We start from the raw sequence: 22,644 nt of genomic DNA, 5'->3' as shown, positions 1-22,644 counted from the left end.
CGCCTGCTAGGCCAGCCCTCCCTGGAGGGTGCGGTAGGTGTTGGACAAGCGCTCGGCCACGTCGGGAGGCAGCACGTTGCGCGCGGAGAACAGCGCGTACGAGACGATGGCGTCCAGCGCCTCCAGCGTCAGCGCGCGCGACACCGCCTCGCCCCCACTGGACAGGTTCGCTCGCAGCCGCGCCACGTCCACCCGCCCCTCCGCGCTCAGCACCACTCCCGCATACGCGTCCTCGAGCCCCGAGGGCGGTGAAACCAAGAAGCCCCGCAGCAGGTCCACGTCCTTGCCCGCGTCGCGCAGCGCGCGGTGGATGAGGGACAACAGCAGGTTGTAGCGCTCCTCCGCGGACAAGAGCTCCCAGGCCATGCCCTCCACCGCGGGCACGGGCGGCACGGGAGGCGTGGCGGAACGCACCGTCAGGTGGCCTGCCTGCACGCACTCCTCCAGCCACGTGAAGAACGCGTGGTGGCCGCTCTCGCGCACCGTGCGGAGGTCGCGCAGCGTGGTGCCCGCGCCCAGCTTCTGGAAGAAGCGCTCCTCGCCCGGACGAGGCCCCTTCGGCCCCGCTTCCGCGCGCATGTCCTCCGGATAGCGCCGCCGCCATCGCGACAGCTCCTCCGAGCGCTTGATGCCGGTGAGCACCAAATCCCGCGTGCGCTCCGGCAGCTTCACCACGTCCGCCATGGGCGCGGGGCCCTCGACGAAGAGGAAGCTGCCCTCCGTCAGCTCGAAGAGGCTCAGCACCACCTCCCGCACCACGTACGTCATGGCGCTGTAGAGGTGGGCCTCGGACACCAGGCCCTCGGAGGTGAGCACCTGGCCGATGCGCCGCGACGGCATCACGCGCGACAGCGCCTGCGTGAGCTGCGCCTGCGTCACCAGCCCCAGCCGCACCAGCACCGCGCCCAGGCGCTCCCAGCGCTCCGTGGACGTGGCGAAGACCACCTGCCCGTCCCGGAAGGACACCGTGCGGCGGACGGCGCCGTGCTGCACGGCGAGCAACCCGCTGCGAATGCCCGTCAGGACGTGGGCAAACACTTCCTCGACAGAGAGCGTCCCGAGCGTGCCAGCCAGGAAGCCGGCGAAGCCGGTGGGCTCATGGAGGAGCACCATCCCCTCCGGCCCGTGGAACCAGGCCGAGAGGGGACGGGAGGAGGACAGGCCAGCGGCGAGCGACTTCTCCAACTCCAGTGAAGTCGCCTCGCCACCGACACGGGGCGTGGCCTTGGGTTTCTGGGCCACCGCCCGTGCCCTCCGAACCGCGTGATTACTTCTGCGCCGTCGGCTTCAGCTCGGCGTCGATGATGCTCTTGAACTCTTCGACGGGCTGCGCGCCCGACAGCATGATGCCGTTGATGAAGAACGCCGGCGTGCCGCTGACGCCGACCTTCTGCGCGTCCGCCATGTCGCTCTTCACGGTGGCGGCCTTCTCACCGGAGTCCAGGCACTTGTCGAACTTGGCCTGGTCCAGCTTCAGCTCGCCCGCGTACTTCTTGAGGTTCTCCACCTGCAGCGCGGACTGGCTGGCGAACAGCTTGTCGTGCATCTCCCAGAACTTGCCCTGGTCATTGGCGCACAGCGACGCCTCGGCGGCCTTCTGCGCCTCCTTGTGGAAGTCCAGGGGGAACTGGCGGAACACCAGCTTCACCTTGCCGTCGTAGTCCTTCATCACCTGGTCCACGGCGCCGATGGCGCGGCTGCAGAACGGGCACTGGAAGTCGCTGAACTCGACGATGGTGATGGGCGCGTTGTCCGGGCCCTTCGACGGGCCGACGGCGGAGACCGTCTTGCGCTCGGCGGGCGGACGCGGCGGCTCCGGCAGCGTAATCGTGACGTTGGCGTTCTTGCGCAGCTCCGCGAAGAGGGCCTGCGCGCGCTCCTGCTTGGGCTGCTGCGTGAGGAACTCGAGGATCTGCGGCTTCATCTGCTCGAACGTCGAGCCCGGGGGCAGTTGGCCCGCGGCGCCGTCGTAGACTTCCTTGATCTTCTCCTCGGTGGGCGCGGGAACCTTGTCGTCGATCTCCGCCTTGAGGAACGCGTCCTGGGTGATGCCGCGCTTCTTGGCCTCGGCGTCGACCAGCTTCTCCGTCACCATGCCCTCGAGGCCGCGCTTGCGAATCTGGAACTGCTGCTTCTCCAGATTGGCCAGGGGCTCCTGAACGCGGTCGTTGAGTTCCTTGTAGGTGATCTTCTGGCCGTCCCCGAAGGTGGCGACCACGGTGTCCGGGGTGGGCTCACCAGCGGCGGCCTGGGTTGCGGGAGCCTGCGCGGTGACCGGCGCCTTCTCCTTGTTGCAACCGGCGGTGAACGAAGCCGCCAGCAGCGCGGCGAGGATGACGGTGGTTGGACGCATGGGCATGAGCCCGCGACTTAGTCGAGCCAGCCCCGACCTGCAAGGAAATGCCAAACCAACTCAGGCGACGAGCGGCTCCAGCTCCAGCGCGCCAGCCAACCCCGGCAGACCCAGCTCCAGGCCCTCCACGTCGCGGCGACGCGCGGGGACAATCTCATAGCAGCTCGGGTCCGAAAGGACCTTGCGAACCAGCTTGTGATTGAGCGCGTGGCCCGTCTTGTAGGCCGTGAGGTGGCCAATCACGGGGCGGCCGAACAGAGACACGTCACCGATGGCGTCGAGAATCTTGTGACGCACGAACTCGTCGGTGAAGCGCAGCCCCTCCGGATTCAGGATGGAGACCTCGTCCACGACGATGGCGTTGTCCAGCGAGCCGCCGCGCGCCAGGCCCAGCTTCTTCAGCTTCTCCACGTCGCGCAGGAAGCCAAACGTGCGCGCGCGGGAAATCTCCCGGGAGAAGTCCCGGTCGCTGAAATCCAAATCAAACGCCTGACCCTGGATGACCGGGTGTTCGAAGTCGATGGTGCAGCTGATGCGGAAGTGGCGCGACGGGGTGAGCGAGGCCTGCTTGTCGCCATCCACCACCGACACGGGCTTGCGGATGACGAGCAGCTCCTTGGGCGCGTCCAGCTCCCGGATGCCCGCGTCCTGGATGAGGGCCGCGAACGGGGCGGCGCTGCCATCCATGATGGGGACTTCGGGGCCGTCCAGCTCCACCCGGGCGTTGTCGATGCCCAGGCCCGCCATGGCGGACATGAAGTGCTCCACCGTCGCCACCTTCACGCCGTCGCGGCCCAGCGTCGTCGCCAGCGCCGTGTCCACCACGTACTCCGCCAGCGCGGGGATGCTCACCGGCCGAGGCAGGTCCGTGCGCACGAAGACGATGCCGTGCCCCGCGGGCGCCGGACGCAGCGTGAGCGTCACCTTCGCGCCCGAGTGGAGCCCGATGCCCTGGAGGCTGGCGGTCTTCGAGAGGGTGCGCTGGTTGTAGGAAGACGGGGGCATGTCGGTGTCGCCTCGTGGCTGCTCGTGCTGCGGGACTTCCGAACGGTCATCTGGCCAGATGGCGCCGGAATCGTTCAACAGTGGTCTGACGCGACGCGCAGATTCAGCAAATGGCATGCCACGACAGTGTGACAGCCTGCCTTCCGTGGTGGGGGGCTTGGATGCCGCGAACCCCTTGGAACGGCTGGCATTTTTCTGACATCGCGGTGGGTGCCCATCGTGGCCAGCCACCCTCCCCCCGTCCGAGGGTTGGTGAATTCACCCGGAACCGTGACATTGGTGTCCGGGAATTCTTCACCGCCTCACCCGCCGCCCTGCCCCAATGACGCGCTTCGCGATGAAGCGTGTCTTCCATGCAACACGGGGGCGTCCATAGCGCAAGGAACTGGCTGGAAGCAAACACGCCCCGTACGAGCACACCCCGTGGGGGGTTGCGTCATACGGGGCGCGTGGGCGTGGGTCGAAAAAGTCCCCGCTGGGAGCGTCAGCGCGAAGGGAGCGCGACAAAGCGGTCGCGGAGGGCCTCGGCGTCCTGGCGGTCGAACCCCCTGCCCTGGAGGAGGGTGCGGCGGCTGACGGAGTGGAAGGTGGACTCGAGCGTCTGGCTGAAGCGGCGCAGGTCCTCGGCGAGCCGCGTGCGGATGCCCGGGCCCTCCGGCGGCCAGGGCAGCTCCACCAGGAGCGCGGTGAAGCGGTCGAAGGCGTCGTAGTCCGCGTAGCGCAGGAGCTGGTAGCCGCCGTCGTGGAAGTACGCGAGGAAGCTCTTGAGCACGTCCAGGGCCCGCTCGGCGGAGGGGACGTCGTCGGCGCGCAGGTGGCTCTCGGCGGCGCGGCACAACTGGGCGTACACCCACAGGTCCTTGCGCAGCCGCAGCGCGGCGTCCTGGGGGCTCACCAGCGCGTCGAAGACGCCCTCGGACAGGCCGCCGTTCGGCGCCAGCGCCTCCACCAGCGCGACGACCTGGGTGCGCAGGAGCGACGTGAAGGCGGCGGCGGCGCGAGCGGGCGCGTCCGGCTCCTTGTCCACGTGGGCCAGCACCTCGCGGCCGATGCGCTCCGACTCCTTGGCCAGATCACGCGCGGTGCGCAGGGCCGCGGCCTGGAGCACCTTGGAGCCCGCCTTGGGCGACAGCTCCGCGTGGAGCCAGGTGGCCAAGGCATGCGTCTCGCTGCGGACCAGGGCGAGCACCACCCGCACCCTCCGGGGCACCGGTGGCGTCCCCTCCGCGTCCACGTACGTCAGGTAGTGCAGCAGGCGGAACAGGCCCAGGAACGCGGTGGTGAAGCCCGCGCGCTGCTCCTCTGGGAGCTGTGCCAGCAAATCCAGGAGGCGCACCGAGCGCAGCCGGTCGTACTCGACGCGGAACTCCAGCGGCCGGAAGGGCCGGAAGTAGCGGTTGAGGACGATTTCCTTCAGGGCCAGCTTGCCCAGGTCCTGGAAGAGGTTGAGGCGCGCGGTGGGCAGTTGGAGCAGGTGGTCCAGGAGGTTGCGCAGCGCGTCCAGGTCCTCGCGCAGCACGAAGAGGCTCTCCGGCGGCGTCTCCTGGTCCAGCTCTTCCTCGATGAGTGCGCGACGCACCCGGTCATCCGCGAGCTGGGTCTCCACGTACTTGCGGAAGACCATCTTCTGGTCGCTGTCCGGGTCCTGGAGGTGACGTGCGACACGGATGGCGCGGTCCATGGCGTCGCGCACGTCCACCAGCTCCTCGTGGAAGTCGCGGGTGACGAGCGGCCGGTCCTTGGCGTCCACCACGGTGGTGAGGTTGAGGTAGCGCTCCACCGCGCGCAGGAGCATCTCGAACTCGAAGAGCAGCTCCTCGCGGCCGTCCACGGGGACGTTGCGCAGCCAGCGCTCGCGCTCGGCGAGGAAGCCCGCGCGCGATGTCTGGGAGGCCCGCATCAGGTCCGCGTAGAAGTCACGCGCGACGCGGAGGGTGGTGAGTCCGGAAGCGGGAGACGCGGGAGTGGTGGCCTGGCTCATGGCTCGCGGGTTTCAGAAGAGACTGCCCTGGGGCGTGGGCGGTAGCGGCTTCTTGAAATACTGGTAGGTGCGGTGCGTGGCCATCCGGCCCCGGGGCGTGCGCTGCAGGAAGCCTTCCTGCATCAGGAAGGGCTCGTAAACGTCCTCGATGGTATCGCGTTGTTCGCCCACGCTGGCGGCGATGGTCTCCACACCCACCGGGCCGCCCCCGAACTTGTCCAGGATGGTGAGCAGGATTTTACGGTCCATGGAGTCCAGGCCGCTGGCGTCCACCCCCAGCCGGTCCAGGGACTTCTTGGCCAGGTCCAACGTGATGGTGCCGTTGCCTTCGACCTCCGCGAAGTCGCGAAGCCGGCGCAGGAGCCGGTTGACGATGCGGGGCGTGCCGCGCGAGCGGGTGGCCACCTCGTGGGCGGCCCCCTTCTCCAGGGGGATGCCGAGGATGCGCGCGGAGCGGTGGATGATGAGCTCCAGGTCCTTCGCGTCGTAGTACTCCAGCCGCTCCTGAATCTGGAACCTGTCGCGCAGGGGCGAGGTGAGCAGGCCCGTGCGCGTCGTCGCGCCGATGAGCGTGAAGGGCGGCAAGTCAATCTTCATCGCCCGGGCGGCCGGCCCCGTGTCGATGGTGATGTCCAGCCGGAAGTCCTCCATCGCCGGGTAGAGGTACTCCTCCACGGCCGCGTTGAGCCGGTGGATTTCGTCGATGAAGAGGACGTCGCGCGCGTCCAGGTTGGTGAGCAGGCCCGCCAGGTCGCCCTTGCGCTCCAGCGCGGGGCCGCTCGTCACGTGGATGCCCACGCCCAGTTCGTTGGCGATGATGTGCGCCAGCGACGTCTTGCCCAGGCCCGGGGGCCCGGAGAACAGACAGTGGTCCAGGGCCTCGCCCCGGCTGCGCGCCGCCTGCACGTACACCTTGAGCTTCTCGACGACGAGCCCCTGTCCCACGTACTCGTGGAACGAGCGCGGACGCAGGGAGGCCTCGAGCCGGACGTCCTCCGGGAGGACCTCTTCGGAGAGAGTGTCGGACTTCCTCGCCATGACCATGGGACCCTATACAGGAAGGCCGCGCGTGTCGCCCACATCCTCGGGCGCTGGACCCGGGGGCCCGGCAGGCCAGGGAGCTCTCACGGTCATGATGGGTTTGCACGCCACGCCCCGAGTCATCCATGAGCCAGCAGGCGACCTGCGCCGCCCCCATGTGCGAGCGGCTTCGCCGCCGGTGAGGAGGGGTGCGCACGGAGACTGGGGGAGCGTGTGGACTGGCGGACGCTCGGGTGAAACACGCGGCCGTTGCCTGGCTTCCGCGTGGCCGGCCCGGAGAACATGGCCCCCCCGAGTCCCGTTCGTCGCGCCGGTCTTCGACCTCTTGCTGTCACGGTGAAACCATGAGCCAGAGCCCCGCGTTCCGCCCCCTGCCCTTCCTCGCGGAGGCTCACGCCGAGCCCCTGCCGGGCCCGCGTCTCCAGAAGCTGCGCCGCGCGACACTGGAGGCACGGGAGCGCTTCGTCCAGGAGGGCCCCGTGGCGGCCGTGGCCACGTGCGAGCTCGTCACGTTTCCATACCCCTCGCTGTTCGCCTTCAGCGGGGCGGCGCTGTCACCGGCGCCATACGTGATGATGACCAACCGCATGCAGGTGGTGCAGTTCGTCGACGCCCGGGGCGAGCGGCGCACGCTGCTCTTCAATCCGTCCGACTACGAGCGAGGCGTGGCCGCGCCATTCTACCACGCGCTGCGCGAGCGCTACGGCGGCTTCGTCTCCGACAAGGTCATGTCGACGAAGCACGGCACGGTGCAGAGCCACCTGGCCTCGCTGGGGCTGACGCCCGCGGACGTGGACTACCTGGCCTTCGACCACCTCCACATCCAGGACCTGCGCGGGTGGCTGGGCGGTGAAGGCATCTCCGCGTACTTCCCCCGCGCGAAGCTGCTGGTGCAGCGCGCGGAGTGGGAGATGGTGAAGGAGCTGCACCCCATGCAGACGGTGTGGTTCGTCCCCGGAGGCACCGAGGTGCCGGCCGAGCGCGTGGTGCTGCTCGACGGGGACACCTGGCTGGGCGTGGGCGCGGCCTTCCTCAGCACGCCGGGACACACGCGCGGCAACATGTCGCTGGCGGTGGCGACGTCGCGCGAGGTGTTCGTCGTCAGCGAGAATGGCGTGGCCACGGAGAGCTACACGCCGCTGTTGTCCGCCATCCCCGGGGTGCGCCGCTTCGCCGAGCACATGGGCTGGGAGGTGGTGCTCAACGGCAACACGCGCGAGGACTCGCTTTCGCAGTACTCGTCCATGGTGGTGGAGAAGCTCTTCGCGGGGCACTCCGCGGTGGAGGGGGCGTTCATCAACTTCCACCCCTCCTCGCTGCTGACGTCACACCTGCTCTCGCCGGGCCTGTCGCCCACCATCGTCCTGCCCGCGCCCAACTTCGGCGACGTGCGGCCCACGCCCGCGAGCCGACGCGCGGCCTGAGCTCAGCAGCCCCGCCCGTCCGAAGCAGCCCCGCCGAGGCACTGCCCGAAGAGACGCAGGGGCGCCACCCACAGCGCCTCGTCCGTCAGCGTCTCGCCGGCGAGGAAGAACAGCTCCGAGCCCAGGCGCACGAACGAGTACGGGTCCGACGACGACGCCCCCGGGGCGATATCCGTCAGCCGGCGCGTGTTCCACAACCACCCGTCGCTCATCCACGCCTCGCGGCCGTGGAGGACGGTCTTCGCGGAGAAGAACAGGGAGCCGTCCTCCGCGACCAGACTCTCCGGCTCGCTGCCCTGCTCGCCCCACTGGAGGTCCCAGACCATCCACGTCCCCAGGAGCGTGCCGTCGCTGCGCCACAGTTCGCGCCCGCGCCAACCGTCCTCGGCCGCGAAGTAGAGCACGCCGTCCATCGCCACCAGGTTCGACGGCAGCGAGCCCTTGGGCCCCGGCCAGATGTCGCGCACCACGCGCGTGCCCGCCGCCGTGCCGTCGCTGCGCCACAGCTCTCCACCATGGCGCGTGTCGCCCTGCTCTCCGAAGACGCCGTCCGCGCCCGCCATGAAGAACACCTGGCCATTCATCGCCGTGAACGACGAGGGGAACTCGCCGGAGAAGTCCCGCACCCGCGTCGCGGAGCCCTGACGCTCCGACGCCACCCACAGCTCCGCGGTGTCCGTGCCCACGTCCCGCAGGAAGAACAGGCGACGGCCCGACGCCGTCAGCGAGGACAACACTCCCACCGCGGACTCGTGGAGAATGCGCGCCTGGCCCTTGGAGTCCACCGACCACAGCACCGCCGCCTCGGACGAGTACGTCACCAGCGCGAGCTGGTCCCCCCACGCCGTCAGCGATGTCAGAAGCAGCGAGCCCGGCCCCGGCGCGAACTCGCGCACCAGCCGCGTACCCGCCTCCGTGCCATCCGTGCGCCACAGCTCCTGGCCGTGCGCGAAGTCCGTCGCCGTGAAGTAGACCCAGTCGCCCACGCGGGTGAGTGCCCCGGGCGCCGAGCCGCGCTCGCCGGGCAGCACGTCCTTCACCATCACCGTGCCCGTATCCGTTCCATCCGTGCGCCACAGCTCGGGCCCGTGCTCGCCATCATCCGCGACGAAGAGCACCCACGACGCGAGCGGCGTCAGGAAGCGCGGCACCGAGCCCATGCCTCCCGGACGAAGGTCCTTCACCACGCTCGCGCAACCCGCGCGGCCCTTGCTGCTCCACAGCTCGCGCCCCAGGCCCTCCGCCTCCGCACTGAAGAACAGGCGCCCCGCGCCCCTCGACAGCCACTCCGGCTTGGAGCCCGGCACCTGCTCCGGTCCGCAGGCTCGGCGCGCCTTCTCCTCGTCGGTCTCTCCCGTCGCCGCATCCACCGAGGACCGGACCGACGCGATGGCCTCGCCACCCCCCACTTCAGCGGCCGGGCCACACCCCACCCCGATGAGACTTCCCACGAGAACGGACACGAGCACCGGGACGCCACGCCATGCCTTCATGTGAGCAACTCCTTGTCCTGGGTGGGGCTCCCGCCTCCACCGCTGTAGCTGGAAAGTGTCACTGCTGGCGGAACTGGCTACCCATGGTGGGAAGTGAGGGGCCCAGGCTGTCCGCCATCCTGCGACGCACGCCGACCCTTGCCGCCAGGCCGACAGAGGGCTCGTCGGACCCCCGACCGTTTCGGTTTCTTAGAGGAAAGAAGCTTGTGCGGGCTGGTCCGGGAGGTCCCGAATTGGCCACCCGGTCACAACCGCGTCGCTAAAGGTCCAGAACTCTTCAGGCACCTGCCCGGAGGGACTTGAGGGCCTCGCGGAAGAGCGTCTGGAAGGATGCGTCGGCGCCGAGCCTGGTGATGGCCAGCTCCGCGGCCTTCTCCGCCTGCGGGGGCTTGTAGCCAAGGTTGAGCAGGGCGGAGACAAGGTCGGATTGCGCCCCCTCCGACTGGGCCACCGGGGCCGTCGTCCCCCGGGAGACCGCCTCCAGGTGGACGTTCTTCATCTTGTCCTTGAGCTCCAGCACCAGCCGCTCGGCGGTCTTCTTCCCCACGCCGTGAATCTTGGCCAGGCGCGCCACCTCACCGCGCGACAGGGCCGCCACCAGCTCCGGCACCTCCATGCCCGACAGCACGCCCATCGCCATGCGGGGGCCCACGCGGGAGACACCGTTGAGCAGAAGGAAGACCTCTTCCTCGGCCCGGGTCAGGAAGCCGAACAGGTCGAAGGCGTCCTCGCGCACCACGGTGCGCACGCGCACGTCCACCGCCTGGCCCTCTGGAGGAAGCTTCCCCAGGGCCAGCGTGGAGAAGTTCACCAGGTAGCCCACGCCCTGCACGTCGATGACGGCGCTCTCGGCATCCTTCTCCAGCACCACGCCTCGCAGCCGAGCGATCATCCCGCCTCCGGGCGCCGGTAGGACGGCGCCAGTCTGTCCGCGAGCAGCGCCGCGGCGCCCTTGCGCTTCTTGCCAGCCGTGCTCGCCGAGGGGACGGCGGCGCGACCATGGTTGAGGTGACACAGCGCCACGGCCAGGGCATCGCTCGCGTCCGCGCGCCCCAGGTCCACGGCCTCCAGCTTGAGGAACGTCCGCACCATCCGAGCCACCGCGTCCTTGCCGTCCGCGCCACCGGCGCCCACCGACTTCTTCACCTTCGCGGGCGCGTACTCGAAGACGGGCAGCGACACCTGGGCCGCCGCCAGCAGCGCCACGCCGCGCGCATGTCCCAGCACCAGCGCGCTCCGGGCATTGCGGAACGTGAACAGACCCTCCACCGCCACCGCCTCCGGACGGAAGAGCGCGAGCTGCGCGCTCAGCGCGGCATGCAGCTCCTTCAGGCGGAAGGCCAGCGGCGCCTTTTCATCCACCTTGATGACGCCGTGGCCCACATGCACCAGTCGGCCTCGCTTCTCTTCCACCACCCCGTAGCCCATGAAGCGGCTGCCAGGGTCCACTCCGAGAACGCGCACCGTTCACTCCGTTCCACCGACCGCTATTGCGACAGGGACTCCATCAGCGACTCGTCTATCTCGAAGTTCGCGTGCACGTTCTGCACGTCGTCATTGTCCTCGAGCGCGTCCAACAGCTTGAGCATCTTCTTCGCATTATCACCGTCGAGCTGGACGGTATTCTGCGGCAGGTACGCCCACTTCTGCTCGCCCAGCGGCAGGCCTCCGGACTCCAGGCCCGTGGCCACCGTGTGCAGGTCCGCCGGCGCGGTGCGCACCTCGAAGCCGTCCGAGCCCTGGGGCACGACGTCCTCCGCGCCCGCCTCCAGCGCCTTCTCCAGCACCGCGTCCTCCTCGGGGCCGGGCTTGACGGTGACGATTCCCTTCTTCTGGAACATCCAGGCCACCGCGCCCTCGGCGCCCAGGTTGCCGCCGTGGTGGCCGAACGTCGAGCGCACGTCGGCCGAGGTGCGGTTGCGGTTGTCGGTGACGCACTCGACGAGGACGGCCACGCCGCCGGGGCCGTAGCCCTCGTACATCACCTCTTCGTAGCGCTCCCCTTCCAGCTCGCCGGTGCCCTTCTTGATGGCACGCTCGACGGTGTCCTTGGGGATGTTGGCTTCACGGGCCAGGCCCAGCGCCACACGCAGACGCGGATTGCCAGCGGGGTCTCCGCCTCCCAGTCGCGCGGAGACGGTGATCTCCTTCACGACCTTCGAGTAGAGCTTGCCCTTGGTCGCGCCCATCGCGGCCTTCTGGCGCTTGATCTTCGACCACCGATTGTGACCGGACATGAAGGTGTCGCCTCTGGGCGGCCTTGTCTCCCAGCCCGGGGCGCGGAGTCAAACCTTCAGTCCGGCTCCTCTCGCGGCGCCACCGGAGGGGGCTCGACGCAGGGCGTGGGCTCGAAGAACCCGAGCACTCCAGCCCCACCGCGTGCCCGCTCCCGTTCCTCGATGAAACACGCGGGCACCAGCACGCCCAGCGCGAACAGGCGAGTGGACGCTTCGTACGCCACCGCCTCCGGGTAGCGGCACTCCAGCAGCACCGCGCGCACCGTGCGTCGTCCATCGAACAGGCGCACCACTTCGCCCACGTCCTCGGGCAGCGCGGGCAGCTCCTCCGACAGCCGCGCGAAGTCCACCGTGAGCCGCGAGGCCAGCGGCAGGCCGCGCGCCCTCAGCGCATCGAAGCGCTCCAGCGCCGGCAGCACCGTCTCGCACAGGTGGGCCCGGTCCATGGAGAACGAGCCCTTGTGCAGCTCCGGCCCCAACGCCACCGCGTATGCGCCGCTGGCGAAGCCCAGCATCCGGCGGAACGCGAGGCTGCCGCGCTCGCCATGAAACATCGCGTCGACGACGAGGCCATGACGGAAGGAGAACCATCCCTCCCCCTCCGCCAGGACGAGCCGCCCGGAGCGCACGCCCGACAGCAGCGCCCGCGTCATCCGGGGAAGCGGCAGCCTCGCGGTGTGCGACTCGAAGGTCGCCGAGCCCGTCGCGTGCCCCGACTTGAGCCGCGCGAGCGACACCACGTCCTCCACGTCCACCGGACGCGTCAGGTAGTCATCCGCGCCCACGCCACCGGCCAGGTCACGGTGGAAGTCCTCCTCGTGCCGCGACAACAACAACACCGGCAGGTGCGCGGTGCGCGCGTCCGCGCGAATCTGTCCGCACAGGCCGAAGCCATCTCCGTCCGGCAGCTCCACCTCCGCGATGACCAGCCTGGGCAGCGGCCCCTCCGAAGCCAGCGCCTCCAGCGCGGCCTGCGCCCCACCCACCATCAGCGCCTCGAAGCCCGCCTCCACCAGCGCCGCCGCCAGCGCGGCCTGCGCGACCGCGTCCGAGTCCACCAGCAGCACCCGCGCCCGGCTCCGGCCTCCGCGACGACGCGCCCCCACCTCCGGCACCACCGGGGCTGTCGACGCATTGCGCTCGGGGAGCTGTGTAAGCGCGGCAGGCATGGATACCGAATTATTCCAGCGAAGCCTGATAGATTGGCAACCTGGACACAAGTCCTCGGAATCGTTGAGTTTCGGTAACAAACAGGTCGCGGTAGGGTGCGCCGCATGACGCGCTCAGTCTCCTCCTGGCTCCTGTTGTCCGCGATGTCGCTGGCCTCCGCCTCCGCCGCCCAGGAGGCGACGGCCGGGCAACCCGGGGCGGAGGGCCGCGTCGAGCAGCTGTCCGCCGCGTCCGAGGAGAATCCGCACGGGGCGGTGATTGCGCCGGTGACGCTGCCGGCCGGGACGACGTCGCTGTACGGCTACGCGGGCGCGCCGGAGATCGGCGTGGGCTTCCGGCAGGGCATCTCCAGCGTCGAGTTGGAGGCGCGCGCGCGGCTCAACTGGTTCCAGCTCTCCGCGGCGTTGGAGCTGGTGGGGCGACTGAAGGTGCTGGAGCGCGGCTCGGTGTCACTGGCGCCGACGCTGGGGGTGGGCGTGGTGTTCAACACCGGCGCCACGTACATGGACGACCAGAACGCCTCGGGCGTGCTGCTGCGACTGTCCCCGGGACTGGTGGCGGGCTGGAAGGTGGCCGACACGGTGACGGTGCTGGGGCTGGTGGACCTGCCCTTGGACATCGGCATCTCGAAGGGGGAGCAGCGGCGCTTCCAGGCGCTCGGCGGTGGCGGCGTCGAGGTGTACCTGGGCAGCAACGTGTCGGTGCTGCTCGCGGGGCAGCTCGGCACGGACACGTTCCGGGAGCGCGCGGGCCTCACCGACACACGGCTGGGCTGGGCGCTGAAGGCGGGCCTGGGCGCGCGCCTCTTCTGACTCACGTCAGGCCGAAGCGCTCCAGCTTCTTGAGCAGTCCCTGGCGAGACAATCCCAGGGCCTCCGCCGAGTGCGTGCGGTTGCCACCGAAGCGCTTCAGCGCGTCTTCGATTTCGCGACGCTCCAGCGCCTCCACTTTGGCGGCCAGCGTGGTGGCGCCCGGGGCGCTCGCGCGAGGTCGCTCGCTGCCGGTGAAGGACAGGTCCTCGGGCTGGAGCTCGCGGCGCTCTCCGGCCAGCACGGTGGCGCGTTGCATCTCGTGACGCAGCTCACGCAGGTTGCCCGGCCAGCCGTGTGACGCGAGCGACTCGGCCGCCGCATCCGACAGCAATCTCGCGCGGCCATCCGGGCACAGGTGCGCGCACTGGTTGAGGAAGTGCTTGGCCAGGAGCGGCAGGTCGGAGGCGCGCTCACGCAGGGGCGGCAGCCGAAGCTCCACGCCCTTCACGCGCCAGTAGAGGTCCTCGCGGAAGGTGCCATCCTGGAGCATGCGTCCCAGGTCCTGGTGCGTCGCGGAGATGAGGCGGATGTCCACGTGCACGGGCAGGTCCGCACCCACCGGCAGGATGTCGCCCGTCTCCAGCGCGCGCAGCACCTTGACCTGGAGCGACGGCGTCATGTCGCCCAGTTCGTCGAGGAACAGGGTGCCGCCGTCCGCTTCCGCGAAGAGGCCCCGGTGGTCTCTCGTCGCGCCGGTGAAGCTGCCCTTCACGTGGCCAAAGAGCGCGCTCTCCAGCAGCGTCTCCGGAAGCGCGCCGCAGTTGACGGGGATGAAGGGGCCCGCGTGGCGCCGGCTCTTCTGGTGTACCAGGCGCGCGAGCAGCTCCTTGCCGGTGCCGTTCTCCCCCGTGATGAGCACGGGCAAATCACTGGCGGCCACGCGCTCGGCCAGCGACAGGGCGGCGAGGAATGGAGCGCTCTGCCCCACCATGGCCGCGTCTCCCGCGGCCCGCTCCAGGGACGTGCGCAGCGCCTCCACCTGGCGCTCCAGCGCCACCCGGGCCAGCGCGCGCTGCACCACGACGAGCAACACGTCCGGGTCCACGGGCTTGGTGAGGAAGTCGTAGGCGCCGAGGCGAATCGCCTCCAGCGAGTGCCGCGTGTCACCCACCCCGGAGACGACGATGACCTTGGTGCCGGGCCGGGCGTCGAGCAGCGCGGCCAGTCCCGCGAGGCCCGCGGAGACGCTGCCATCCGGAGGCAACATCAAGTCCAGCAGGACGAGGGGAAAGGGGCGCGCGTCGAAGGCGGCGCGAGCGGAGGGACGGTCTCCCGCCTCCACCACCTCGTAGCCCGCGTCGCGTAGCAGGCCTCCGTAGACCTTGCGGAAGGCGGAGTCGTCGTCGACGAGCAGCAGTGGATGGGCGTGCGCCATGGAGTGGACTCAATCCGGCAGGGGGGCCTGGCGCGGCGTACCCAGAATCTCCAGGGTGCGCATGGCCACCTGGATGAGCGTCTGGGCGCACGGCTCGCAGCCACCGCCACAGCACCGGGGCCAGCGGCCCTCGGGGTTGCGCAGCAGCGGGCGCACACAGGACTGGTAGTAGCTGGGCAGGCCCAGCTCCTCACTGGCGCGGGCCAGCGCGGAGTCGAGCGGCGACGGTGTGGACTCGGTGACGTCGGACACACCCGCTTCATAACAGCGGAGCGGGAGGGAGCGCAGCGGGGAGGCACGTTCGTCCTGCTGCGAGGGACAAGAAGAGGCAATGGCCTCCTCCTGTCGGGGGCTTACAACAACAGCCCCTGTGTCGGTCCGGAGGGCGTCCCCGACTCGGGTTGGCACCGGGCGCACCAGTGCGTGTTGCGACCTCCGACACGCTCGTGGCGGATGGGCGTGGCGCAGCTCGGACACGGCGCGCCGGTGCGCTCGAAGACATTGCGCCGGTGCCTCGCCTGTCCCTTCACCCCGAACAAGTCCCGCTGGGTGCCTCGCAGCGACAGGCCCTCTTCGAGTACCTCGCGCATCGCTCGATGCAGCCGCGTCAGCTCTTCTCGCGTGAGCGACGTCGCCAGGCGACGGGGGTCCAACTCCGCCTTCCACAGGCTCTCATCCGCGTCTCGATTCCCCAGCCCCGCGATGACACGCTGGTTGAGCAGCACTGTCTTGAGTGGACTCCTGCGGCGCGACAGTCGCCTCGCCAGGTGGTGCACGGAGAAGTCCGCATCGAGTACCTCCGGCCCCAGCTCCTCCAGCTTCAGTCGCGTGCTCAGCTCGGTGGTACGGGCCACCGCCATGCGCGCGTAACCCAGGGTGTCCGTGAGCCAGAGTTCCTCATCCGCGTCGAGCTTCAGGACCACCAGACTCTCGGCTGGACGCTCACTGCCCACGGGCCGCAGCGACAGCGAGCCCCAGAGCATGAAGTGGACCGCGAGCGTCTGTCCGTCTTCCACATGGCCCCCGACATCGAGGGGACCTCCGCGCGCCATCCAGTCCTTGTTCCCCGGACAGTGACGTCTTCAGCCGCGCACCACCACCTCGCGCACCTCGCGAGACACCTCGCGCACGTCCACCTTCACATCGAGGAAGTGCGCCATCGTCTCCAACTGCGTCACCGAATGCCCATCCAGCGGTAGCGTGCGGAACTCTCCGCCTCGCGCCAGCGCGAACAGCAGGAGCAGCTGGTCGCACAGGTGCTCGCCCACCGGGACTTCCGCGTCCAGGTAGCGCTTCACCTCGCTGGCCACCTCCTCCGCGACGACTTCGGCGCGCTTGCCGCGTTCTCCGAAGCCCGTGAAGACCTCGGTGACGTGCTCACTCTCCACCTCCGCCACCAGCACGTTGCCCGGGCCCGTGGTGCGCTTGAGCTCCTCCACCCGCAGCTCATCCGGACGCCACTTGAGCAGCGCGCCCGCCGTCTCCATCTCCCGCTTCGCCACGTCGAAGGGAATCATCGCCACCACCGCCTTCACGTCGCGGCGCAGCACCCGCCCGCGCTCCAGCAACGAGAAGGGCTTCATCGACCCCGGCCGCACGTCCACGCGGAACTTCCCGCCACCCGCGGGGAAGAAGCCAGGACGCTCCAGCGTCGCCGCGACGTCCGGGCCCAGCTTGCGCAGAATCGGCAGATACGCGCGGGTGAGGAAGTCGAACGGCGGCGCCGCCGGGTTGTGCGTCCCACCCTCCAACATCAGCGTAGAAGGCTCCTTCGCGGCCAGCAGCGCGGGAAGCACCGTCTGCAACACCAGCGTCGCGCTGCCGGCCGTGCCCACCGCGAAGTGATAGTTGCCCGCCGTCAACGCGCGCGGACGGAACGTCAGCTCCTTCGAGCCCAGCTCCGCGCCGGAGACTTCCGCGGCGCCCACCGCCTCGGCGGCCTTCACGCCCGTCAGGTGCTGTCGCAACAGGCCCGGCTTCGCGCGGCCCGCGCGGATGTTCGTCATCGTGAAAGGCGTCCCCGTCACCAGCGACAACGCCAACGACGTGCGCAGCACCTGGCCGCCGCCCTCTCCCCTGGAACCATCGATGCGCAGCATGTGTCTCTCTCCCGCTTTTCCCACGCCTCACGGCCCCGCACTGGCATTCTGACACCCTTCCCAAAATAGCGGCGCCCGCTCCCCCACTCTGGCGGCCTTTCGGCCTCTTGGGGGGAACGGGCGCCTCGGTGTCGTCATCCCGGCATGGCCACCTCGCGTGTTGGGGGTTGTCGTTGTCCTTCGGCTACCCCTTCACACAGACGACCTGCTTCAACGTGTGGACCACTTCGACCAGGTCCGACTGCGCCGCCATCACCGCGTCGATGGGCTTGTACGCCGCCGGCGTCTCGTCAATCACGTCCACGTCCTTGCGGCACTCCACGCCCTCGGTCGCCTTCGCGTGGTCTTCCAACGTGAAGCGCTTCTTCGCCGCCTCACGCGACATCACCCGGCCCGCGCCGTGGCTGCAGGAATGGAAGCTGTCCGCGTTTCCCTTCCCTCGGACGATGTACGAACGCGCCCCCATGCTGCCGGGGATGATGCCGAGGTCACCCTCGCGCGCCCGCACCGCGCCCTTGCGCGTCACGAAGCAGTTCTTCCCGAAGTGATGCTCACGCGACACGTAGTTGTGGTGGCAGTTCACCGCCGACTCAGACAACGAGAACGGAGGCAGCTCACCACTCAACTGCAACGCATCCACCGCGCCTCGCAGCATCAGCTCGCGGTTCATCGCCGCGAAGTCCTGCGCCCAGCTCACCGCGAAGACGTAGTCATCGAAGTGCTCCGTCCCTTCCGGCAGGTACGCCAGGTCCGCGTCGGGGAGGTTGATATGCCACTGGCGCATGTCCTCCTTCGCCAGCTCGATGAAGTAGCTGCCGATACGGTTACCCACGCCACGCGAACCGGAGTGCAACATCAGCCACACGCCATCCGACTCGTCCAGGCACAGCTCGATGAAGTGGTTACCCGTCCCGAGCGTACCCAGGTGCGCCAGCTCCGGCCCACGGCCGATGCGAGGGTGCTTGGCGACGATGCGGTCATACCCCTCCATCAACCGCGACCACACCTGCTGATGCGAGGCCGGAGCCACGCGCCACGCGCCGACGTCATTGCGGCCCCCGTTGTCCGAGCGGCCATGCGGCACCGCCCGCTCGATGGCCGAGCGCACCCCACGCAGCGAGTCCGGGAGCTGGTCCGCGCGCAGCGTCGTGCGCACGGCGATCATCCCGCAGCCGATATCCACACCCACCGCCGCCGGCACCACCGCGCCCACCGTCGGGACGACGCTACCCACCGTCGCACCGTAACCGCGGTGCACGTCCGGCATCACCGCGACCCACTTGTGGATGAAGGGCAGGCCGCGCAGGTTCCGGAGCTGCTTCTTGGCCTCGTCCTCGAACGGCACACCCAACGTCCACGACTTGATGGGGCGACCCGCCTCGTCCGACAGCACCTCGTAGCTCACCTTGTTGCGCTCCATGGCCTTCACCTTTCGGTCGTTCGCCCGGGCTCTGTTTCCCGGGCACGGAGGGACGTAGAGCAGCCGGCGTGCCAACCCTCGCTCCGAGGGAAGCCCCTGGACATGGCTCGCCATCCCTATCTCCTGGGATAAAGTCCTATTCAAATGGCGAAGACGCGAGCGAAGCAGACGGTCGTCCTCGGGATGCTCGGGACGACGCTGGACACGGGGCAGGGCCCCGGGCGGTGGAGCAAGTGGCGCCCCACGGTGGCGCTGTGCCAGCAGGACGACCTCGTGGTTCACCGGCTGGAGCTGCTGCACCCATCGAACGCGGCGGGGCTCGCGTCCACGCTGGTGGGAGACATCCGGCAGGTGTCTCCGGAGACGTCCGTGCGCGCCACGCCACTGGACATCCGAAACCCGTGGGATTTGGAGGAGACGTACGGCGCGCTGCTCGACTACGTGCGCGCGTATCCCTTCAACCCGGAGGAGGAGGACTATCTCGTCCACATCACCACGGGCACGCACATCGCGCAGATCTGCATGTTCCTGCTGGTGGAGAGCCGGCTCATCCCAGGCCGGCTGGTGCAGCTCTCCCCCGCGGGCCGGGACAAGACGGGCACCGGCGCGGGGACCCACACGCTCATCGACCTGGACCTGTCGCGCTACGACACGCTGGCCACGCGCTTCCAACAGGAGCAGCGCGAGGGCCTGTCCTTCCTCAAGGCCGGCATCGACACGCGCAACGCCGCCTTCAACCGCATCATCGAGCGAATCGAGCAGGTGGCCACCCAATCGCGCGCGCCGCTGCTCATCACCGGCCCCACCGGCGCGGGCAAGTCGCAGCTCGCCCGGCGCATCTACACGTTGAAGAAGTCGCGAGGCACCGTCAGCGGACCGTTCGTGGACCTCAACTGCGCCACGCTGCGCGGCGACGGCGCCATGTCCGCGCTGTTCGGCCACGTGAAGGGCTCGTTCACCGGAGCGCTCCAGGACCGGCCGGGACTGCTGAGACAGGCCCACGGCGGCGTGCTGTTCCTGGATGAGATTGGGGAGCTGGGCGCGGACGAGCAGGCCATGCTGCTGCGGGCGCTGGAGGACAAGCGCTTCCTGCCTGTCGGCTCGGACCGGGAAGTCGAGAGCGACTTCCAGCTCATCGCCGGCACCAACCGGGACCTGCTGGTGGACGTCGAGCAGGGGCGCTTCCGGGAGGATTTGCTCGCGCGCATCAACCTGTGGACCTTCCGACTGCCCGCCCTGCGGGAGCGGCCGGAGGACATCCCGCCCAACCTCCTCTACGAGTTGGACAAGGCCTCGGAGGCGATGGGCGCGCGCATCACTTTCAACAAGGAGGCCCAGGAGCGATTCCTGCGCTTCGCCACCTCGCCCGATGCGCGCTGGTCGGGCAACTTCCGGGACCTCAACGCCGCGGTGCTGCGCATGGCCACGCTCGCGCCCGGAGGCCGCATCACCCGAGATGTCGTGGACGAGGAACTGGAGCGGCTGCGCGCGCAGTGGCGCACGGGCGGCTCGCGCCCCGGGCCGTTGCAATCCGTGGGGGCTGGAGACCGCGTCGCCGAGGTGCTGGGAGAGACGTTGGCCCAGGAGCTGGACCGGTTCGACCGCGTGCAGCTCGCGGACGTGCTGGGCGTCTGCCAGGGCGTGCGCTCCCTGTCCGAAGCCGGACGCGTGCTGTTCTCCCAGTCCCGTGCGAGGAAGGCGAGCGTCAATGATGCGGACCGCCTCAAGAAGTACCTCGCGCGCTTCGGCCTCACCTGGGCGGATGTCAGCGGGACGGTGAGCCCTGACTGACGAACCCGAGGGCGGCGCGGAAAAAAGCACGTCCACGCCTCAAGGGTGGTGACGTTCGGCGTCTTCATCGGTGTTCCACGAAGAAGGGGGGGCCGTGAGCCGGACGGGCCTTCGACGGGACCATCGCCATGCCTACGCCTCACCGCCCCCTCGTGCCTCGATGCAGGAGCGCCGCGTGGCTCATCGCCACCGCCCTGCTCCTGAGCGGGATGCGCGCCGGGGCGCAGGTGCGCGAGCCCGACAACTTCCTCGCCACGTCCGTCACGTTCTCCTCGGCGCCCCGACCGCGGCAAGTCTCCACCCGGCACGTCTCGCCCACCATCGCCGCCGGCTTGCGCGTCTCCGAGCATGGCCAGCTCCGACTCGACTGGGGACTGCCCTACACCGCGCTGAAACCCGATGGCGGAGTGGAAGGGTCCACGAGCCACCTGGGCTCGTCCAACCTGCTCGTGGGCCTGCACCATGTCCGCACCTTCGCGGACGACAGCCTGTTCGTCCGCATCGGCGCGGGAGTCGCCCTCCCGCTGGCCCGCCATGAGGACGCTGGCGTCGTCGGCGCGCGGACGGTTGAGACAGAGGGCGTCAACTACGCCACCGCCTCCGCCGTGCGTGGGCTCGCGGACCCGTGGCTGTGGGCGCTCGATACGACGTCCATCGTCCTGCCCATGGCGGTGGGTGTGGACCTGCCCGGCTTCCAGCTCCGCGCGGACGTGGCGCTCGGCATGCTCATGCCCGTGTCCCGCTCCGCGCGCGATACCCACTTCGTCGCACAGGCCAGCGCGGAGGCCTCGCTCGGGCTCGGCATGCTCGAGCCCGGCGTGCGCGCCCAGGTCGTCTCGCCCCGCCTCACCGAGGCGACGTGGGACGGAGAGGACTCCCAGCTCTCCCTGGAGCCTTTCGTCCGTGTGCGGCTCGGGCCCGCGTTCGCCCGGGCGGGCGTGCGCATCGACCTGGGCGTTCCCGAGTCGAGCCCCACACCCAGCACCTCACGCATGTGGGCACTGGGGCTGGGGCTGGGCGTGGCGTTCTGAAGGCTCCGCTACTTGATGAGGTAGAAGGCTTCCTGGCGCGGCACGAAGAACTTCCAGCCCTCCTGCGTGAGGTAGGCCGGGTCCTCCTCCATCACCGCCACCTTCTGCCCATCCCACTCCGGCACCGGCGTGGACGTGTTCAGTTCGATGGCGATGTATGAGCCTTCTCGTAGCGCCTTCGGTGAGTCCTTGCGCGTCGACGAGCGGAAGTCGATGGAGGCTCCCAGCGCGTGGCCCTGGTTCCCGAGGGGATGGCTGTACACCTGCGCCTCGATGCCCCGCTCCTTCATCTCCGCCATCGTCTCGTCATACACATCCGCGGACGAGCGGCCCGGTCGGGAGGTCTTCAACATCAGCACATCCTGGAGCGCGTTCGTGTTCGCCAGCGCCTTCTTCAGTCCCTCGGGCGCGTCCTTCTCACCGTCGCGCAGCACATAGGCCATCTTCTGCCAGTCGGTGTGCAGTCCCAGGTAGCTGATGCCGAAGTCCACGTGGATGAGGTCGCCGCGTTCGATGACCAGGTCCTCCTTCGCCACGGCGAGGAAGCCTCGGGACTTCGCGGGGACACCTCCCTTGCGCTGCACCCGCATGTCCGGCTGGAACCACGTGCCGACGCCCAGCGCGCCCAGCCTGTCGTAGAGCCAGCGGCGCACGTCCCCCACCGTCGTCTTCCCCGGCACGATGACCTTCGAGGAGAAGGCCTGCTTCACCACCGCGTCCGTCAATTCCACCAGCCCCCGGTAGGGCTCCCACTCCTCGGGCAGCCGCGTGTCCAGGTACTCCTCGATGAGCGGCGCCGCGCTCACGAAGCGCGCCTCCGCCTCCGCGCCGAACGCGTCCACCAGGAAGGCATGGCTGTCTTTCGTCAGGCTGCGTGTCACGCCCCGCTTGCCGCCAATGCCCAGCGCAATCGCCTTGGGTTGGTGGCGCGCGTCCAGCGACTTCAGGGCCTCAGCGGGGGACTGGCCCTCCTCGGGCACCTCGAAGAACCGGAGGATGGACTCCTCCGCGTAGCCCGTCAGCGCCACGCGCTTCAGGCCCTCTGCTCCCGCGTCCACGAAGACGAAGATGTCCCGGTTGCCCGCGTACGGACGCGGTGGCGCCACGAACTGCGTCAGCGGATCATCGTGGAACTCCTCGTTGACGATGATCCACATGCCCACGCCGTGCCTGCGCATCATCTCCAGCAGCAGGCCGTGGCGCTTGTCCAGCCAGTCCTCTCGCAGCGCAATCTGCTGGGACATGGGCAACAGCTTGGACGTTTCGTCGTTCCGCTCCGCGCTCCGGGCGCCAGTACAAGCGGACAAGAACAAGAGCGGCAAGGCCGCCCACTTCAGCAGGGTCATGAAGGACTCCGAGTCGAGTTGGAGCCCCACCCTAGCGCCGGCATGCCCTTCGCCGAAGTCCCCCAC

At 69.4% G+C, this 22,644-nt stretch carries 20 protein-coding genes; 4 read left to right on the top strand and 16 right to left on the bottom strand.

Annotation, left to right across the window (positions count from 1 at the left end; translation table 11 throughout):
• Positions 1-6 precede the first annotated feature (6 nt).
• The 5 genes from HUW62_RS16930 to ruvB form a co-directional block, all read right to left on the bottom strand.
• The gene (locus HUW62_RS16930) at positions 7-1,242 is read right to left on the bottom strand and encodes a DUF4388 domain-containing protein (RefSeq protein WP_176435039.1); all 1,236 of its coding nucleotides are present in this window, start codon (positions 1,240-1,242) and stop codon (positions 7-9) included.
• Between the two features lie 25 nt (positions 1,243-1,267).
• Positions 1,268-2,359, bottom strand: a complete 1,092-nt coding sequence (locus tag HUW62_RS16925) for a thioredoxin domain-containing protein (RefSeq protein ID WP_163862376.1) — start codon at positions 2,357-2,359, stop codon at positions 1,268-1,270.
• 54 nt (positions 2,360-2,413) lie between these two features.
• Positions 2,414-3,358 carry a UDP-3-O-acyl-N-acetylglucosamine deacetylase gene (lpxC, locus tag HUW62_RS16920; RefSeq protein WP_141643507.1) on the bottom strand — a complete coding sequence of 315 codons (945 nt, stop codon included), beginning with the start codon at positions 3,356-3,358 and terminating at the stop codon, positions 2,414-2,416.
• Positions 3,359-3,842: 484 nt separating this feature from the next.
• The gene (locus tag HUW62_RS16915; RefSeq protein ID WP_176435038.1) at positions 3,843-5,339 is read right to left on the bottom strand and encodes a hypothetical protein; all 1,497 of its coding nucleotides are present in this window, start codon (positions 5,337-5,339) and stop codon (positions 3,843-3,845) included.
• A 12-nt stretch (positions 5,340-5,351) separates the two neighbouring features.
• A complete protein-coding gene (gene ruvB / locus HUW62_RS16910; protein WP_163862370.1) occupies positions 5,352-6,383 on the bottom strand; it encodes a Holliday junction branch migration DNA helicase RuvB in 1,032 nt (343 codons plus the stop codon).
• Between the two features lie 341 nt (positions 6,384-6,724).
• On the opposite strand from ruvB, the gene HUW62_RS16905 reads away from it, so the two are divergent.
• Positions 6,725-7,804 carry a hypothetical protein gene (locus HUW62_RS16905; protein WP_176435037.1) on the top strand — a complete coding sequence of 360 codons (1,080 nt, stop codon included), beginning with the start codon at positions 6,725-6,727 and terminating at the stop codon, positions 7,802-7,804.
• Between the two features lie 2 nt (positions 7,805-7,806).
• Here HUW62_RS16905 and HUW62_RS16900 read toward each other — a convergent pair whose 3' ends face one another.
• From HUW62_RS16900 to HUW62_RS16880, 5 genes are all read right to left on the bottom strand, one after another.
• Positions 7,807-9,297, bottom strand: a complete 1,491-nt coding sequence (locus HUW62_RS16900) for an ELWxxDGT repeat protein (RefSeq protein ID WP_176435036.1) — start codon at positions 9,295-9,297, stop codon at positions 7,807-7,809.
• Between the two features lie 277 nt (positions 9,298-9,574).
• Positions 9,575-10,189, bottom strand: coding sequence for a Holliday junction branch migration protein RuvA (ruvA, locus tag HUW62_RS16895; protein ID WP_163862360.1), 615 nt, complete (start codon positions 10,187-10,189; stop codon positions 9,575-9,577).
• On the bottom strand, positions 10,186-10,761 hold the full coding sequence (gene ruvC / locus HUW62_RS16890; protein ID WP_163862357.1) for a crossover junction endodeoxyribonuclease RuvC: 576 nt from the start codon (positions 10,759-10,761) through the stop codon (positions 10,186-10,188). Before ruvC ends, ruvA begins: the two co-directional genes overlap by 4 nt.
• Before the next feature lie 23 nt (positions 10,762-10,784).
• On the bottom strand, positions 10,785-11,534 hold the full coding sequence (locus HUW62_RS16885; RefSeq protein ID WP_163862353.1) for a YebC/PmpR family DNA-binding transcriptional regulator: 750 nt from the start codon (positions 11,532-11,534) through the stop codon (positions 10,785-10,787).
• Positions 11,535-11,590: 56 nt separating this feature from the next.
• Complete coding sequence (locus HUW62_RS16880) at positions 11,591-12,703, bottom strand: PleD family two-component system response regulator (RefSeq protein WP_217911374.1); 1,113 nt, start codon at positions 12,701-12,703, stop codon at positions 11,591-11,593.
• A gap of 105 nt (positions 12,704-12,808) precedes the next feature.
• Here HUW62_RS16880 and HUW62_RS16875 point away from each other — a divergent pair, with 105 nt between their 5' ends.
• Entirely contained in the window at positions 12,809-13,516 is a 708-nt protein-coding gene (locus HUW62_RS16875; RefSeq protein ID WP_163862347.1) for a hypothetical protein, read from the top strand.
• 1 nt (position 13,517) lies between these two features.
• On the opposite strand, the gene HUW62_RS16870 is transcribed toward HUW62_RS16875, so the two are convergent.
• The 5 genes from HUW62_RS16870 to HUW62_RS16850 form a co-directional block, all read right to left on the bottom strand.
• The gene (locus HUW62_RS16870) at positions 13,518-14,891 is read right to left on the bottom strand and encodes a sigma-54 dependent transcriptional regulator (protein WP_163862345.1); all 1,374 of its coding nucleotides are present in this window, start codon (positions 14,889-14,891) and stop codon (positions 13,518-13,520) included.
• Between the two features lie 9 nt (positions 14,892-14,900).
• Complete coding sequence (locus HUW62_RS16865) at positions 14,901-15,143, bottom strand: hypothetical protein (protein WP_163862342.1); 243 nt, start codon at positions 15,141-15,143, stop codon at positions 14,901-14,903.
• A 101-nt stretch (positions 15,144-15,244) separates the two neighbouring features.
• Positions 15,245-15,943 carry an Fpg/Nei family DNA glycosylase gene (locus HUW62_RS16860; protein WP_176435035.1) on the bottom strand — a complete coding sequence of 233 codons (699 nt, stop codon included), beginning with the start codon at positions 15,941-15,943 and terminating at the stop codon, positions 15,245-15,247.
• A gap of 30 nt (positions 15,944-15,973) precedes the next feature.
• Positions 15,974-16,990, bottom strand: coding sequence for an RNA 3'-terminal phosphate cyclase (rtcA, locus tag HUW62_RS16855; RefSeq protein ID WP_163862339.1), 1,017 nt, complete (start codon positions 16,988-16,990; stop codon positions 15,974-15,976).
• 184 nt (positions 16,991-17,174) lie between these two features.
• On the bottom strand, positions 17,175-18,410 hold the full coding sequence (locus HUW62_RS16850; protein WP_163862336.1) for an RtcB family protein: 1,236 nt from the start codon (positions 18,408-18,410) through the stop codon (positions 17,175-17,177).
• Between the two features lie 144 nt (positions 18,411-18,554).
• Between HUW62_RS16850 and rtcR the strand changes: the two genes are divergently transcribed.
• Together rtcR and HUW62_RS16840 are read left to right on the top strand one after the other, a co-directional pair.
• Complete coding sequence (rtcR, locus tag HUW62_RS16845; RefSeq protein WP_176435034.1) at positions 18,555-20,201, top strand: RNA repair transcriptional activator RtcR; 1,647 nt, start codon at positions 18,555-18,557, stop codon at positions 20,199-20,201.
• Positions 20,202-20,329: 128 nt separating this feature from the next.
• Complete coding sequence (locus HUW62_RS16840) at positions 20,330-21,232, top strand: hypothetical protein (RefSeq protein ID WP_176435033.1); 903 nt, start codon at positions 20,330-20,332, stop codon at positions 21,230-21,232.
• An 8-nt stretch (positions 21,233-21,240) separates the two neighbouring features.
• Here the strand turns inward: HUW62_RS16840 and HUW62_RS16835 are convergent.
• A partial coding sequence (locus tag HUW62_RS16835) for a M24 family metallopeptidase (protein ID WP_368670427.1) occupies positions 21,241-22,644 on the bottom strand: 1,404 nt, incomplete at its 5' end.

The organism is Myxococcus sp. AM011 (genome assembly GCF_013372595.1).
GTDB classification, from domain to species: domain Bacteria; phylum Myxococcota; class Myxococcia; order Myxococcales; family Myxococcaceae; genus Myxococcus; species Myxococcus eversor.
Note: the sequence above shows the minus strand (reverse complement) of the source record. Positions and strands in the feature narration are given on the sequence as shown.